Raw genomic sequence first — 16,857 nt, forward strand, 5'->3', positions numbered from 1 at the left:
TTATCTACTCGGTTTTAATAACGGTAGTTTGCTTAACACAATATCAAGAGACTTCCGTTTCATATCTTTGTTGAGGATTAGCAGCCAGTTAATAACGATTACACAAGGGAAAATAAGCAGGCCATAGACGACCAACATAAACCAACTATTTCCAACTTGTTCCATAATGACATGTTGACCAAATCTAGTAATAAGATAGGTGATAGTCACTGCAACTAAAAATGACTTAACGATTGGTAATAAATTGAAGTCATTATATTTTTTCACTAGCAACATATTTAAAATACAGTCAGTGACAAAAAAGCCAATACAGCAACCAATCGCAATACCCATAATACCGAAGTACTGAGACAATATAATGGAACTGACGATATTGATTAGGGCACCAAAGAGGTTCGTTAACGCAATAAATTTATGATTAGCTTGTGCAAGTAAAACACCTTTTATAGACCAGCTAAGTGCGCGACATAAAAATGAAAAAGCTAATATATTCATTAAGAAGATAGATTCAGTAAAATCTTCACCTACCCATAGGATGATAAATGAACCGCCAAAAATCAGTAACAGTTGATACAAAATGCTATAAACAGTGATATTGATTGTCGTAACATCAATAAACATTTTTTCCATGTCAGCATTCCGCGTCACCATTCTCGTAAATATTGGCTGGAAAATTCCAGTAATTGAAGAGGCAAACCCCTCGGTCAGCGTAGCTAAACGATTTGCAATGCTATAAATTGGGACCAAGGTCAGCTCGAAGAGCTTGGTGACTAAAATCGGCGCCGAGTTATTATTGATCGCGCGGGCAATACCACCAGTAATAACGTGTTTGGAAAAGTTAAATAGATCTTTGAGCTCAGCTACAGATACAAGTTCTCGGCTGAACTTTAATGGTTTATATAGTTTTTTAGCATAATAGACTTTTAATACGTTGCTAATGAAGTCCGCAGCTAAAGTTGCCAAAACCGCACCGAATATATTCATTTGAGGAATTAATAAATAAACCAGCAATGCTTTAATTAAAGAGTTGAGCGTTGAGATGTTCGCGTCGATGTCATATCGTAACATCCCAGCAAAAAAGCCATTAAAGGCATTCATTAAAAAGTCCCAAACCACTTTAATTGCTAATATCATTAAAGCGTAGGTAAAAGGCGTCATGCTATCGCCTTCAACACCAAATAGAGAAGGGTAGTTAGCGATAATAAGCAAGCTACCTGCAGAAAATAGTCCTAAGCCACCAAACAGCACAATACTGGTAGAAAATACGGTATTGACCTGTTTATCGTCGGCTTTTTCTAATGCGATGGTAATACTTCTTTGCACAGCCGCCGGAAAGCCCAAATCAATGACGTTAAACCAGCCTAGAATAGATAACGTGAGTAGCCATAAACCGTAATCTGCTTTACCTAACGTATCGATAAAATATGGTGTCAGCAATAATGATATTGCCACCATAATTATGTTTTCTAAAAACCTAAATGCTGAACTAGCGAACAACTGCTTTTTCATTGAAATCTCTTGTTTAAGTTATAAGCCGACTTTCATCGCGATGAATACCGTGAGAATAATAATCCAGCTGTACCACATACATTTGTGTATCATTTCGCCAGAAAATAGCGATTTGAGTTCAGGGTTTAATTTAAATACTCGAAGGAAACTTGCAGTTTGCAATCCTAAAAATACGAATAACAATATTGAGTAACTTCTACTCAAAAAGAAGGCGGTGATCATAAAACCAACCATAGAGAAAAACAGCGTTTTGTTAACTTTAAGCTCGGCCAAATAGTTTGCTTTTTCTTCGTCTGTCGCATCGGCTTTTTCTAATGTTTGGTATTTCTTCATTAACAAAAAGCTAGCTAACATAGTAACGATCAAAACGCTGCCCCAAATCGAATAGCCAATAAAGCCTAATTCTGCAGCAATATGGATGTACGAGTTATGCGCTACTAAGGAATGTTCCTCGATAAAGTTACCCATCCCTATGCCAAAAATAGGATGACTCATTAACATGTGAACACCCACATACCAAGCGTCAAGTCGGCCATTTGCTGAAGACTCTGAAGATGACATACCACCAAATGAAGCAAGCAAGGTAGCCACTAGAGGAGCTGAAATCATCGCGAAGAGTATTAATTTGGTGCCCGCTTTGGTGATAAGAAAGTACACACCGATTATGCCTACTACGCCTAATATTGTACCGCGAGAGCCTGTCATATAGACGCCATAAATTAACGCACTCATAACACCAAGCATAAGTAGCTTTTTAATAAAGCCACCTTGGTTGAATAGGTAGGCTGCGATAGGGAAGCTCATCACAAGAAACATCCCTAAGTCGTTCGGATCACTGAAAAACCCGAAATAGGTAATCCTTATTTCTTGGCGAGCGGCACTACCTACACTGTAACTATTACCAATACCTGTTCCGTATTGGCCATTATACGATTGGTATTGCAAGTGGCCGTTGTAAACCATCATCAGTGCAGCGGCCAAGCAAACATACATGATGATGTGCTGCCGCTTAATACTGGTTATACAATTACTGAATAAAAAGTATGGGATAACAGCACTTACTATCATTATATTGGCAAAGTGAATACCGCCGCCGAACCAACCGTTGAATATAGATGACAGCATTAAGACCGGTATTAATGAGAAGATTAAATAGTGCTGTGGTAGCAGGTGAATCGGGCGAAGTGTCATCACCGTTAATAAAATAGTAATAATTGCCAATACTTTAATGATTGCCATCTGTTCTGTTTGTGCAGAAAATTCATGCGGTCGAATAAAAATGAAAATCGTGTAAAGGAACAAAAAGAAAAATGCTAAAGACGCATTTTGTTCTTTTTTGATGGGCATGCGTCGGCGCTCGAATGAAGTTTCCATATGTACTATTTAATTTCTACTATTGGCAATTTATTGCATCCTAGACGCAATAAGAAAAATAACTCACCAATATGATTGGAAGTTAAAACAATGTTACAGCATAATAATGAAAATTTTGAGAACAAAATACGCAATGGGCAAAAATTATCAACTAAATTCAGTAATACATGTGGTTTCTAGTTTAGAAGTAGGTGGTGCCGAACGCTTTGTTATTGACTTATGCCAGTTGCAAAAGAAAGCAGGGATGTCTGTAGCGATTTTGTCTTTTGGCCAAGAAACTGATCCGTTAGTGGCTGAATGCAACGCCTTTAATATTGATGTATTCCACACGAGAGAAGGTCGCATAAAAAAGTGGCGTGATGCGATAAATGCATTATCGTCATTTGATATCGTGCATTTCCATACCCCTTATCCAGTCAAATTCCTATTACCATTTCTACCTATGCTTGCGAGCAAAACGTTAATATATACGCGCCATGGCGCTTCACCATTAGCTGGTTTAGGTTGGTCGGTTACGCATAAAGTTGCTAATTTTTTCATTGACCATATTACATTCGTTTCACAAGAAGGGGCTGAAATATTCACCGCGTCTCATGGGTGGCACAAGAAAACAAAGCATGTGATCGATAACGGTGTTAACTTAGACCAAGTGCAAGTCTCTCGTAAGCCAACTACGTTTCTTCGACTCGGCTCAGTTGGTCGGATGGTTGAGCTAAAGCATCAAATTTGCCTCTTGAGAGCGATTGCGATGCTGGCTCCCGAAATCCGCGAACAAGTCAAAGTAGAGTTTTTTGGTGATGGTCCGTGCAAGAGTGAACTCACGGCTTTTTGCCAAGATGAGGCACTGGATGATTTGGTAACGTTCCATGGCATGGTCAGTGATCGTGATGTGATATATAACAGCTTTGATGTCCTAGTTGTTGCTTCGGAAACAGAAGGCCTATCGTTGGCAATTATGGAAGCAATGGCCTACGAGTGTGCTGTTATTGCGACCGATGTGGGTGGGAATTCTAAATTAGTGCAAGACCAACAGAATGGCTACTTATTTAGATATGATGATCATGAAACATTGGCTTCGCACATTAAATCATTAATTGAATCACCTGATCGTATCAATGAGTTTGCTAGCAAGAGCAGGGGATTGATAGAGGAACAATTTTCTCTGGCGGTATCCTCAGATAAATATCAAAAGATTTATCAATCATAAAGGAGGTGATTAATGCGCTTATCGCTCGTGTTATGTTTATTCGTCTTTCTTTACACAAGTTCAAGCTTATCTAGTGTCCATGCAGACAATAAAACTGTTATCTTCTTGCCTGTTGAGGCTACAACGTATGCGTTACCTGTGCCTCATCAAAAACTGCCAATCAATTCTTATGTCGAGGTTAAAGTCGATGGAGAGCCTGTACAGTCAACGATAAGTTACGACCATTTATGGCCTGACCGACAAAGTGTCAGAACGCTAAATATTAGATTTAATAAAGCGCCGCTGTCATTTAGTAAGTTGTCACTCACTTGGTTTGAAGCAAACTCAACAATTAGCGCAAATACATCCCTAGATACTAGTGCTGTATTAATATTTCCTACGAAGACGTGGTTAAGAGAAGCATTTATGCTTACATCCAATGAAGCCACTAATGATGACTGGTACAGAGCCCCGCAAATTTTAAGAGCCGAATATTTAGCTAATGAACAGTTACTTACAAAAGATGGCTACCCGCCTGAAGTGGCTAGTCAGTGGCTTTATGATCGTGGGCAAGCATTTTATCAACTGTATTTTTCTAACCTTGAAGAAGAAAGGAAATCTCAGGCGGATGGTTTTGTCGCTTTTTACAAACAACATGTGAATGAATATGGCTTTTTTAGTTTAGCGAAAGATAAAGATGTTAAATATCTAATGGGTCGATCACTAGTTTATGATTATTTCTTGAACCCTGGTTCGGATGCTCGATCTGTCTTAGCACGCATGTTTAAAGCTTCATTAAGCTGGCGAGACCAATATAATGGTAGAGGCTTTTGGACCGAGCGTCATGCCGCAGCGGCATTAAATATTGCGGTAAGTTATTGGGAAGTTACCGGTAATAAAGACGCTAAGGAAAGAGTTAACCGCTTAATTTCTGGGTTAACACAAATGACGATGAATCCGGAATTTGGTTGGCAACAAGCAGGTTGCCCACAGCATACCTTTAAATCTCATGAAGGGTGGGGAGATAATTCTCCAGCTTGTTCACCGTGGATGATGGCGTTAGTTACCGATAGTTTATGGCGCTACTACCAGTTAACACAGTATGAACAGGCAAGTAACCTCATGCGATTGTTTGCCGATTTCGTAACGAATAAAGGGACGTATGTAGCGAATGAAGGAAAGATTAAAGGCCATATCATTCCTAAATATATCGTTTCGCTACATAATCCCAAGCAGGAAGAGCTCGATCCTTGGTCGGATAGGGAACATATGTGTGATGTTGCGACTATGGTTGGCCGAGGCGTTTACTTGAAACGATTATCAGGTCAAAAACATGAACGTTCGCTTCATTTATTCAGTCAATTAGCTCAGCAATGTAAAGCGATGTCGCTCGCAACGATCGAAAAATACAAGTATGTAAATATTGATTATCTTCGGAGTAAGCCGCCAAGAAAGTTTAATTGGCAGTACTCCACTACAGACGATTTACCATGGTTATTGGAAAAGTTGAATACAACAAAAGGGAAAGAGGAAGTTAAGTGAAATATCGTAGTGACATAGACGGCTTAAGAACCATAGCGGTTTTTACCGTGATCTTAAACCATGCTGGTTTTAGCTTTTTTTCTGGCGGGTTTGTTGGCGTCGATGTGTTTTTTGTGATTTCGGGATTTTTAATCACGTCAATTATCTACCCTAAAATTGTTGATAATACCTTTAATTTGGGCTGGTTCTTTTCAAGGCGTATTAAGCGGCTAATGCCAGTACTTTTTGTCGTCATCGGGGTTACTGCGGCTGTCTTTACTTTCGTTATGCTACCCCAAGATTTGATGAAGTTTTATCACAGTATCATTTGGGTTTTGTTGTATGCCGCTAATTTCTTTATGTGGATACATCACGGTGGCTATTTTGACGGTAATTCACAAGAAGTCCCATTGTTGCATATGTGGTCTCTCGCAGTTGAGGAGCAATATTATTTCGTTTGGCCGATAATGCTTATCTTGTCGATTAAGCTTTTTGGTCCGAGGTTAACTGCTTGGTTTTCTGCCGCGCTCTTTGTCGCCCTTACTGTGTTCTCACAGTGGGGTACTGAGGTAACGATTGGTGCAGCATACTACTTATTGCCAACCCGTTTTTTTGAATTGTTATTAGGATCATGCTTAGCGATTTTTTGGCATAAGCTACCGTCGCTGAACCAGGTATCGAAACATGGTCTTTCCTTGATTGGTTTAGCGCTTATTATAGGTAGTTCAATCCTACTTAATGACCATTCCCCATTCCCAGGCTATAACGCACTGTACCCGATTATTGGTACTGCGTTGATTATTTATGCTCAAGGTGGGGTTGTTAATAAGCTACTTTCAACCAAGCCGATGGTGTACACAGGTAATATATCGTACTCACTTTATTTATGGCATTGGCCTATTTTTTGTTTGATGCGTTACATGTCGATTGAACTAACATTAGGTGTTCAAATCGCATGTATAGGATTGACATATATCTTATCTGTAGCGTCTTATCACTATGTTGAACAGCCGTTTAGGCAAGCCAGTTACAATAATTTTAAGCCTGTCTTTCTTAAGCTTTATGCGCTTCCGACAGTGTGTATTGCATTATTTGCTTTTGCCGGAATTTACAAATCGGGATTTGAAACCAGATTTGCGCCTGAAATTGTTGCGATGGAGAAGTCACTAAATACTTTTAGTAGTGAATCTAGAGCGCGTTGTCATGCAGCATTCAGAGATCACGAGAGACAGCCCGATGATAGCTGTGTTTTCGGAGAAAAAAGCGAAGATAAAGGTGGTGTTTTCATTTTTGGGGACTCTCATGCAAATCATCTCGTTCCATTTGTGATAGAGCTTGCCGAAGATGCAAATACGTGGGGACAGGATTATACGTTAGACCGTTGTTTGCCTTTATATGGGCTCAACTGGGGCGGAAATCTTTATAAATCTCAACGTTGTAAAGCGCGAAATGACGTTGCGATTGAGCATATCCAACAAAATAACTTTAAGTATGTTGTCATGGCAGCATCTTGGCCGAGTGTTGAAACGCGTCGCATGTTTAGCGAATCCGGGCGTATTGAAATCCGTGATGAGAAAGCGCGAGTTTTTGAAGAGCAGCTTTTAGAAACAGTTGCCATTATTGTGGACAGTGGTGCGATTCCCGTATTGGTGGAAGATACACCTACTTTAATGGGAAAAAGCCCTAAGTGTCCTATCAAACAGCAAGTATTTAATGACGAGTTAGATTGTAATATCACTCTGACGCCCAACCCATTTATTACGGATATGTTTGAGTTAGCTAAAAACAAGCACCCAGAGATTGTCATAGTTAAGCCAAGTGAGTTATTTTGCCAAGGCGTCGAATGCGCAATGATGCTCGACAGCACGCCGCTATATCGAGATGATGATCACCTTAATGAAGATGGCTCAACGGTACTTGCAACCAAATACCTCAAAGAACAAGGTAACTTTATTCGTTAGGTTTAATTGGGCTTTAATGAAAAAAACCACCTTTATCTGAAGGTGGTTTTTTTTGAATCAACGTTAATGGGACTAGTGTTTTTTCCACAAGGAGGTTAAATCATCTGTTGTAAAATATTTCCACGTCGCGATGAGCGAGGCGTAATTTAGGCTACAAAAACTGATAGCAACACTGACAAAAGGAAGTTTGATTTGTCTAAATAAATAGCCAAAGGAAGCATATAAATAAAATGAAATTTGCAGCCAGAAAAAAACCTGGATTATATCGTGTTCGACATAAAAACTACTTATAAGTAATGCAATTAGCGCAAAAGGCATCACCAAGCGAAGTACTTTGTGTGAGATAAATTGGATAAACAAAGGATTTTGAGTAGGAGATAACAACCAAGGCAAATGCGAGATCAATTGGAAGTTACCGGCTAATGTGCGAACTTTTCGAGTAAATTCTTCTTGTGTTGTTTTTGAAGGAACATCATATGCGATTGCCTCTTCACAGAATTTTACTTGCTTACCTTGTTTGACGATATTTAAAGGAATGAACATATCGTCGAGTAACGAATCTTTTGGTATTTCAGGAAGCAAGTCTGTTTGTGCAATATAAATTGCGCCAGTTACACCAAGTAAGGAGTGTAAGTCGCTCTCTTTCTTTCTAATGGCTTTCTCGTATCGCCAATAAGCGCCAGGTTCTTCGCTACTGTCGCATGATTTTATTTCCAAGTTGCCGCTGGCTGCGCCAATATTGTCTTTGACAACAAGTGATGCTAACGCGCGTAACGCATTCTCATCGAATGTTTGTCGTATGTCTGTAAAGACAGTATATGGCGTAGTTATGAATTGCTGTGCAAAATTTAAAGCAAACGATTTGCCTTTATTCTCTTCATAACCTTTTATAGTAACGCGACTGTCACCAAGTTCATCTATCACATTTTCTGGGCAATCGGTAGAACCATCAGAAATGACCAAAACATTTAGTTTTTCAGCAGGGTAATCACTTGCTAATAAGTTGTCGATTCTCTGTCTTAGACTCTTCGAGCCGTTATAAATACAGAGCACAATGGTAAGGTCTGGTAACTTATGGTCCTCTAGTGGTTCACAAGGCTTTGTTGCTTTGACAAGCCTTAACAGTATTGGGTAACCAATAAACGTATAAACGATAATAAAAAAACTAATGTAGAAAAGAGTAAGCATTATTTAACAAAAGAAAAAAATATCTAATTGATATGTTAGAGGAAAATAGACAGGATGTATGTTTTTTTTACATAAAAAAAGCCGACAACTGTCGGCTTTTTAATTTTTCTATCGATTAAGATTTTTTGCGGCGAGCTAAACCGAAACCAATCATACCTAAGCCGAAGATAGCTAAAGTAGAAGGCTCTGGAACAGCTTGAATCTTAAATTGTGCGCTTAATACGTTTTGTTGCTCTTCAACAGTTACGAAACCGTAACATGTAGGCGCGCCGTTAGCACAAGTGTAGTTATCAGATAAAGTTGATAAACCTGATAAACGTGTAGTTACTAAGTAAACAACATCGCCCCAACCAGCTAATGGAAGGCCAGTGTTTTTGTCAGTAAGAACAAATGGAACTGTGAATTCAATGAAGTCGTCACCAACAACTGGTAAGAATGGAATTGCTTCTAAACCAGTGATTTCAAAGATGTCACCACAACCGTTAATGTTGTCACCAACACCGTGTGCGTTACCGTCAGGACAACCGTCGTTCTCAGGGTCGCCGTTAGGAGTTTCTAAGAAGTTGATGCCGAATTGTAATTGCGGTGCGAAGTACGGTGCGTTGTCTAATAAATCATCTTCATCAGAACCGTATGTGTTGTATGCAGTCGGTTGTAATGCTAATGCATCTAAAACTGTAGCAGATGTTAATGAGTCACCTACGATAATCCAGTTTTCGTGAGTGATGTCTGTACCGTCTACGTAATCAGTGTCGCCTGTTACGATAGTACCTTCAACAGGGCTGTCGATGTGCATACTGCTGCGTGGATCTGAGCTTAAGTTAGCTGGAGTACCCCAAGCAAGGCTAGTATTTAAAGCGTCGTCGTCACCGTTAATCATACCGTTAAGGTCTGTATCGATGATGTTACCAGCGTCGTCTTCAAGGTCTGTGCCTGAACCGCCTGCTGAGTTCATTGCTTGCGCGTTACCTAGTGAATCTTCACCAGCAGTAGCTTCTGGGCTCCATGCTGAAAAACCAGCTTGGTTAACGTATGTCCATTCTGTTACTAAGCCAGCATTAGCTGCGCCTGTAACACTGGCAGCTAAGATTGCTGCGCAAAGTTTAAGTTTCATTTTCATGCTATATCCTTAAGCCTAATATAATTTGGTCAATTGGGTAATTCTCACTCTAATAAGCATGAACCGTTCCAATATTTTATTTTTATTTAAAATCAAAGGTTTACTGAATTTGCGTTTAAGCCGATTAACATCGATGTAAAAAAAACTGACAATCTATTTTTCGCTGTTTTGTCGACTAACTTCCCATATCAAGCTAGTGTCACGCGTCCCTGTGAAAGCGTTTAATAGCATGGTTTTATTCAGATCTCGATACTGTCTTACTGGGGTATCACCACTCTTGAACAGCATCTCTACGGTAAATTCGTTCAAGCCATCTGTAACGATTAGCTGTTCATCATTACTTGTCGTTTTTACAATCTTAAAATCATTGGGAATAAATTCATTGGCGTAGTAATTAACTGCACTATCTAACTCAGCACCATCGAAAAAATAGGTCACTTGGGTTTTATTGCCTTCACTAACAACACATTGAACTGATTCATTTGCGATCGTTGGCAACGGAATGCCCTCTAAGATCGCGGTATTGCATGTTTGCGGTAACGTTTTTACTGGGTATAACATTTGCCACAAGTAAGTAGAGGTATAAAATATGATTAAACTAGGGATAGCAATACTGACTTTATTGATCGGTTTATCCTGCTTAACAACCTTTTCCTCTTTTTCTGTGGAAACAAGATAACGATTACCAAATGCAAAGAGAATGATGATGAATGGGATATAGATATACCAACCAAAGGTATTATGATCTTCCATTAAACCACTTTCCATATTGGTATAATTGCCAATCAATATAAGCAATGTAATTCTTATCCAGTTCGTTAATAACGCGCCTAAAATTGCTAATGTTAGAAAAGTAATTCCTTTGCCCCAGCTTCTAATGTTGAGGAAAATATAAAGACTTGAAACCGCTAAAGATACAATCATATAGCGTAAACCGCTGCACCCACCTGCTATTTCGAAAATACCAACAGGAATCGTAATGAAATTACCATCGACAAAAACCGGAATCGTCGTTAACGACATAATTTTTGTCACTGCGAAGGTCGAAAGGTTCTGTAACGGAGCAATTAACGCTCCCCAAATTGGGACAAGGAACACCAAATAAAAAGCAGGAAATAAAACCTTGATGGACGGTTTAAAAACACTCGCGATGAGTGCCATATAGGCGACAACGAAAAAGAGTCGATAACCAAAAGAAAAATGCGCAAAACTGAAAATTAACACAAGTGCAGTCGAAATAGTCAGGGCGACCAAAGCGACGATATTAATTTTTTTATTTACGGTGAGTATATTTTCTTTGTGTAGTTGCCAATATAAGAATGCAGAAATAAATGGAATAAGGTACGCATGTGAATAGGTACCATCATCAAAGCTATATTCCCAGAAGTTTTGCAGAATAGAAAATTGGCTCAAAAAGAAAAAAAATGAAACAGCAATTAGTATTATTAATTCTTGGTATTGCTTTATTTTTATCACAAAAATGCCCTGTTAAAGTTGAAGGCGGTGCATTTACCGCCTTCATTGCGCTTATTTGTTGTTAATCTGTTGTTCTAATTCATCAGCTAATTGAGGTTGATTATTCGCTTTATAAGCGGCTATCAAATGCTGGACTAATTCCTTGTTGCTAGGCTTAAGCTCTATCGCCTTTTTTAGGGTGTCAATGGCTCGTTCATATTGTCCAGTACTTGTCAAAGTAACCGCTAATGTATCTAACACTTGAACGTTGTTTGGTGCCAAGTTAACAGCTTTTTCAACGTATGTTAGTGCCTCGTCATAGTTTTCCATGCTGTGGTAAATCCAGGCGATGTTGTTAAGAGCGATAACATTATTCGGTACTTGTTGAATTAACTGTTTATAGTTTGCAATAGCTTTTTCTGGACTATTACTAATATAGAGCTCTGCAAGTAAAGATTGATAAGCATATAAATTCGGAGAAGACTGTAATTGTGTCTCCAAAAAGTCAATTGCTTCAGACACTTGATTAGAGTTCTTATACGAGATTGCAAGAAACAGTGCCGTGTCTTTATTTTTCTTTAGATCGAATGATTGCTTTAAGAAAGGAACAGCAGCTTGGTAATTACCTCTTGCCATTTCAAGTTGACCCTGAAGCCTCATGACAAAGGCATCATCTTTGTTACTTCGAGCTAAGCTATCTATCTTTTTAGCGGCAGACTCAAATTGCGATGTTGCAAGTAAATAATATGCTTGAAGCGACAGAAACTGGAAGCTTCTTGAGAATTTTGAAATTGATAACGCTCGCTCAGCTTCTTCTAATGCTTTTTGGTACTTATTTAATGAGTCGTAATGATTAATTAAACCAAGATAAGCCGATTCATTGTCAGATTGAGCTGTTTGCCACTTTTTATACATCGAAGGAATTTCGTCTAGCTGTTGCGATTTTTTGAGTGCATTAGCGTAAGCATAGAAAAATGCTACCGGTAATTCTTCATATGAGCTGAGCTGGCCAAGTAATTCCGCAGCATCATTTGGTTTATTCTCGATTACGTAACGTCTAGCCAGTGTTATGCGAGGCCAAACTGATTCAGGTGCTCCTTCGATCAACTTACTCAGCTTCTTCTCTAGAGACTCACTTTTATTTTCAGCCAAGGCGTTGGTGATTGCTAAACGGTAGGCATATGGATACTCGAGATTAGTCTCGAATATTTTGTCTAAATAATCATTTGATGCCTGATAATCTTTTGCGTCTGTTGCAATGACTGCCAGGTTGTACAATGGAACTATGTTGCTTCGATCCAATTCATAGGCGCGAATAAAGAAATCTTTAGCTGAGTCTGTCTTGTTAGAGCGCAATGCAACATTACCGTTTAAGATAAGTGCAGCAACACTTTCTGGGTTATCCGCTAACCACTTACTTGCAATTTCTTGAGCTTTCTGAGGTTCGTTATTTTTTAAATACCCCATTGCTAAAGCAATATTGGCAGTAACCGAGTTAGGATCAATTTCAAGTGCCTTTGTGAGCTCTTCGGTACCTGATTTATCATTTGTAGAGAGCTTAAAGATACCAAGGTTGGTATGAAGCTGGGCATCGCTAGGCGCAAGGTTTCGTGCTTTCTCAAACATTTCCTTGGCAGCTGCAGAGTCACCTTTATTAACAAGTTCGCGGCCAATGTTGGAATATAAGTAAGCATCTTCTCCTGACGATTCAGCAAGACTTGCTAAATTACTGCTTAACTCGTCTTCATAGCCAAGTTTTACCTGTAAAATAGCTAAAACTTTATTGACTTGATGATCTCTAGGTAAGCTATCGGCTATCGCATTCAACTGGTAATATGCTTGCTCATCTTCACCTAGGTTAAAGCTACTGAGGCCCGATATCATCTGGGCCAATCCATTATTAGTTTGGTTACTTACCATATTCGAAAGTTCTTTTGCTAAGGCGTAGTTTTCTTCAAAATATGCTATTTGTGATGCCAATAAATTAATGGTTGGGTGATTATCGTTAAGACTTCTCAGTGCATCGACATGGACTTTCGCTTGCTCAAATTCTCCTGCTCTGATCAGGTTGTGAGCAACTAACGTTCTAATACCAAAGTTTTCTGGCTGTTTTTCGAAATAAGTTAAATAAGCTTTCGCGGCCTTATCAAACTCCTCAATATTGCTATGAATACTGCCTTTTAGTAACCAAGCTTCTAGAAAGTCTTTATCATTCGCGACAAGAACATCCAGAATATCTAGGGCTTCGGCATATTTCTCTTCATAGCTTAAAATCAGCGCGGAACCTAATAGTGAGTATGGCGCATCTTCTGAAATAGCTTTTGCTTCTGCAATTTTAGTTTTCGCTTCGTCTAATTGATTTAACGATAAATTTGCTCTTCCTTCAATGAACAAGGCTTTTACTTGGAAGCTCTGGTTGCTGAAGGTTCTATTTTTTAATGTGTTGAGTGCATCATCAAAACGATTAAGTGTTAGTTGAGTGTGTGCTAAGGTCAATATAGCTTCATCTAACGTTGGTGCTAGCTCTACGGCTTTGCTTAGTTCTTTTTCTGCACTTAAAAAATTACTTTGTTCGAAGTAAAGCTTACCGAGCAACAGACGGGCTTGAGCATTTTGAGGATTTTCTTTGATGACATTCTTGATATTGATAGAGGCTTCAGCGATTTTACCTGCCTCAATATTTTGCTCCGCTAACGAAAGTGTTTCTTCTTCAGATAGAGGCTTAGAGCAAGCAGAAAGAATGGATAAGGTTAATGCACTTAATAGAACCTGTTTGCGAAAGTTCATATGGATAAATTCCTTTTAACAACGCAGTAGCGATAAATTAAAAGGAATATTACTTCGCAACTACCTTTTTAGCAATCATAAACATGATTCTGGGCAACAAACCTGCGTTGCCGAATGGACGCCATGTTTTGACAAATTTATTTCGATAGGCATCAAAATGCATGCCGTATGGAGCATGAAGAATTTCTCCGCGATTGAGTAGAATTTTCAGCGCATAGGTTTCGGCTATGCCAGCACATAAATTGACAGCCATGCCCGTCGATGGCCCTCGCTTTTCGTGAAAGCTTACTGCCGTTTCGTCGACGAGGTAAGGACGTTGAAGCATCGCTGGAGATAATCCAATAAGAAATTGGATAAGTTGATCATCTTCACTTTTCCCCTCAAAACGAAAATATTCTTCGTAGCTCATTTTTCCTGGCATAAAGCAAAGAAACGCGCAGCCCATACCTAAAGGAGCAGCGGTAACAACAGGGATGTTCTTTTCATAACATTTTTGAAATACAACTTTCCGTGCTTCTAGCGCAAAAAAATCGAGACTGTCAACGTATAAGTCAACGCCATCTAAAAAATCATCAACGTTGTGAGCAAAAATACCTTCTGGGTACGAGCGAATGTCAGCTTCTGGGTTGATATCTCTTGCCATTCTCTCCATGACGGCGACTTTATCTTCGCCAATTGTCGACATAAAAGCGCCAAATTGGCGATTGAAATTGTGAACTTCAAAGTCATCGAAATCAGAAATGCAAAAATTGCCTACGCCTAATCGAGCAAGGGTTAGCAAGTGTGCACCGCCAACACCACCGGCACCAGCAATTGCAACGCGTTTATTACGTAATGTTGCTTGCTCGTCTTTAGTTACCCAGCCAATGTTTCGGCTAAACGCTTTGTCGTAATCGAACATAGGTATCCTTGATTTACCCTTCGTTTGCTGTCAATAACAACTGCTCAGCTAAATCATCGTGAATTGCATCGTATAGCGCTCTAAATCCAGGCGTTAAGTTACTTAAAAAGATATCTGGATTGATATAGTAAGGACCTCGGGTACCATGATATTCCACGGGAGTACCCAAGGCTTCGAATTTTATGCCAACAAACTTCATACTGCGAGCAAGGCGAGGTTCCATCATTACGTAAACATGCTTAATGCCTGAGTCGATTGCCATTGAGGCGGCAACCATGTATAAACCGATTGCAATAAACGGGAAGCAACGAAGTTCTTTTTCCGAGTAGTTATGTTCACTGATAACACCCGTTGCTGAGCCTTTGAACTGATCCGTACGACGACGACGGAATTCATTTCTTACCGCAAGACGCGAAATTTCACAGATTTCATTTCGATTAAAATTGCGGGGATCGAGTTTTGGGTTTTCAATGGCCGCCGCACAATACTTCTCAATAGGCAGCAAGTCGCCCTCGTTTAGCGTTCGAACAATTCTTACACAACTTGCAAAATTATCTGACGGCTTGTGTTTGATCATGGCAAACAAAGCTTGCTTATCAAACTCATCAGTTTCCATACCATCGTGTCGAATTGGTTCAAAGCCTAACTCTTCACAATAAACGTTGTGTCTAATTTTAAATACTTCGTCTCGGAGTTCAGATGAATTGGCAAAAACAGGCTGCAAAAACTGCGTGAAATGCGAAGCAATATTTTGCGCATCACTATTGGCCTTCATAGAAGCAACTTTTTTAGTTACATCTCCAATGATGGGAGCGTTGAGTAGTTTTTTACTCCAGTTCATCCTGATTTTGTCCCCTTTACCCTCTATTGCAAACCATATTATGAAGAGGTGGCTTACATACTACATGTAAATTTAGTATATCGTACATTTCTGACCTAGCTAGCTTTTTTCTAGAATAATTGGTTTTTAAATATGATCTACACCCACTTTAACTGGTAAGACATCACATGCAGTTTGATATCCTGTTTGGTACAGCATTTCTTTTTTTTCACTTGTCATTGTAAAGTCAACCGCTGAGCTGTTTCCTGTATTAACAACAACGGTGTTATGCCAAAATGCTTCGTTAATGTATTCACGTGAAATTGTTGTCATAAATGTACGGATTAACAGTGTGATGTAGTTGAAAATTGGAAACATACCACTTGTGCTTAGCTCATCCGTTTCGTGTTCACCCCTCAATCTAAAGCATAGCACAGGGGTTCCATCTTTTGCCCAGTCTCTATGCAAAGCGTCTTCAGAAAGAATACTGCCATCCACCATTAGGTGTTTACCGAACTTCTTAAAGCTAAACACAAGCGGGATCGACATTGAAAATCTTACCGCTAATGATACTTTTAGATCAGGCGTGCGTTCCGCATCAAAAATTACCGGGCTTCCTTTTTTCACATCAGTGGCAACAATATGTAATTCTTTGTCTAATTCGCGAAAGGTTTTTCCTCGCAGCAAACGGTCAATCCATTGTTCAAACAAGTCGCCAGAGCTTAGTCCACCATTTCTAAGTAATTTAAATAACGAGAATTCGCGAAATTGGTTGTAGTTGGTATTAAGCGCTATGTGCTTGATTTCTTCACAAGTTAATCCGCTAGCATACAAGCTACTGATTATACTACCTCCTGACACACCAACGACATGATCAAAATCAACTTGATGCTCTTCTAGCGCTTTTAATATACCAACATGAGCAGGCAAACGAGTTCCTCCACCTGCAAAAATAGGCACGACTTTTCTTCTAGCTTGCATTTTACCCTTTGACTTGCTTGATTTTCTTTACATGTTATTAAGTATGGTCAAAAA

At 39.3% G+C, this 16,857-nt stretch carries 12 protein-coding genes; 3 read left to right on the forward strand and 9 right to left on the reverse strand.

Features of this window, described 5'->3' with window-relative positions; genetic code table 11:
* Together QQK05_RS00545 and QQK05_RS00550 are read right to left on the reverse strand one after the other, a co-directional pair.
* A complete protein-coding gene (locus QQK05_RS00545; protein ID WP_284295395.1) occupies positions 1-1,509 on the reverse strand; it encodes an oligosaccharide flippase family protein in 1,509 nt (502 codons plus the stop codon).
* Positions 1,510-1,527: 18 nt separating this feature from the next.
* The gene (locus tag QQK05_RS00550; RefSeq protein ID WP_284295396.1) at positions 1,528-2,883 is read right to left on the reverse strand and encodes an O-antigen ligase family protein; all 1,356 of its coding nucleotides are present in this window, start codon (positions 2,881-2,883) and stop codon (positions 1,528-1,530) included.
* 106 nt (positions 2,884-2,989) lie between these two features.
* Here QQK05_RS00550 and QQK05_RS00555 point away from each other — a divergent pair, with 106 nt between their 5' ends.
* The 3 genes from QQK05_RS00555 to QQK05_RS00565 are packed head-to-tail and all read left to right on the forward strand — an operon-like array spanning position 2,990 to position 7,551.
* Entirely contained in the window at positions 2,990-4,090 is a 1,101-nt protein-coding gene (locus tag QQK05_RS00555) for a glycosyltransferase family 4 protein (protein WP_284295397.1), read from the forward strand.
* Positions 4,091-4,102: 12 nt separating this feature from the next.
* Positions 4,103-5,611: a hypothetical protein gene (locus QQK05_RS00560; protein WP_284295398.1), complete on the forward strand. Its 1,509-nt coding sequence runs from the start codon at positions 4,103-4,105 to the stop codon at positions 5,609-5,611.
* Positions 5,608-7,551 carry an acyltransferase family protein gene (locus QQK05_RS00565; RefSeq protein ID WP_284295399.1) on the forward strand — a complete coding sequence of 648 codons (1,944 nt, stop codon included), beginning with the start codon at positions 5,608-5,610 and terminating at the stop codon, positions 7,549-7,551. Before QQK05_RS00560 ends, QQK05_RS00565 begins: the two co-directional genes overlap by 4 nt.
* A 72-nt stretch (positions 7,552-7,623) precedes the next feature.
* Here the strand turns inward: QQK05_RS00565 and QQK05_RS00570 are convergent, their stop codons facing one another.
* The 7 genes from QQK05_RS00570 to QQK05_RS00600 form a co-directional block, all read right to left on the reverse strand.
* Positions 7,624-8,739 (reverse strand): glycosyltransferase, encoded by a 1,116-nt coding sequence (locus QQK05_RS00570; protein WP_284295400.1) that lies wholly within the window; start codon positions 8,737-8,739, stop codon positions 7,624-7,626.
* A gap of 115 nt (positions 8,740-8,854) precedes the next feature.
* The gene (locus QQK05_RS00575) at positions 8,855-9,859 is read right to left on the reverse strand and encodes a THxN family PEP-CTERM protein (protein ID WP_284295401.1); all 1,005 of its coding nucleotides are present in this window, start codon (positions 9,857-9,859) and stop codon (positions 8,855-8,857) included.
* Positions 9,860-10,012: 153 nt separating this feature from the next.
* Positions 10,013-11,272 carry an exosortase gene (gene xrt / locus QQK05_RS00580; RefSeq protein WP_284295402.1) on the reverse strand — a complete coding sequence of 420 codons (1,260 nt, stop codon included), beginning with the start codon at positions 11,270-11,272 and terminating at the stop codon, positions 10,013-10,015.
* A gap of 114 nt (positions 11,273-11,386) precedes the next feature.
* Positions 11,387-14,101, reverse strand: coding sequence for an XrtA/PEP-CTERM system TPR-repeat protein PrsT (prsT, locus tag QQK05_RS00585; protein ID WP_284295403.1), 2,715 nt, complete (start codon positions 14,099-14,101; stop codon positions 11,387-11,389).
* 49 nt (positions 14,102-14,150) lie between these two features.
* Positions 14,151-15,002 carry a ThiF family adenylyltransferase gene (locus QQK05_RS00590; protein ID WP_284295404.1) on the reverse strand — a complete coding sequence of 284 codons (852 nt, stop codon included), beginning with the start codon at positions 15,000-15,002 and terminating at the stop codon, positions 14,151-14,153.
* A gap of 13 nt (positions 15,003-15,015) precedes the next feature.
* A complete protein-coding gene (locus tag QQK05_RS00595) occupies positions 15,016-15,843 on the reverse strand; it encodes a PEP-CTERM/exosortase system-associated acyltransferase (protein WP_284295405.1) in 828 nt (275 codons plus the stop codon).
* Positions 15,844-15,969: 126 nt separating this feature from the next.
* The gene (locus QQK05_RS00600; RefSeq protein ID WP_284295406.1) at positions 15,970-16,803 is read right to left on the reverse strand and encodes a patatin-like phospholipase family protein; all 834 of its coding nucleotides are present in this window, start codon (positions 16,801-16,803) and stop codon (positions 15,970-15,972) included.
* Positions 16,804-16,857: the final 54 nt, after the last annotated feature.

Origin of the sequence: Thalassotalea loyana (assembly GCF_030161435.1) — a bacterium.
Taxonomy (GTDB): domain Bacteria; phylum Pseudomonadota; class Gammaproteobacteria; order Enterobacterales; family Alteromonadaceae; genus Thalassotalea_G; species Thalassotalea_G loyana.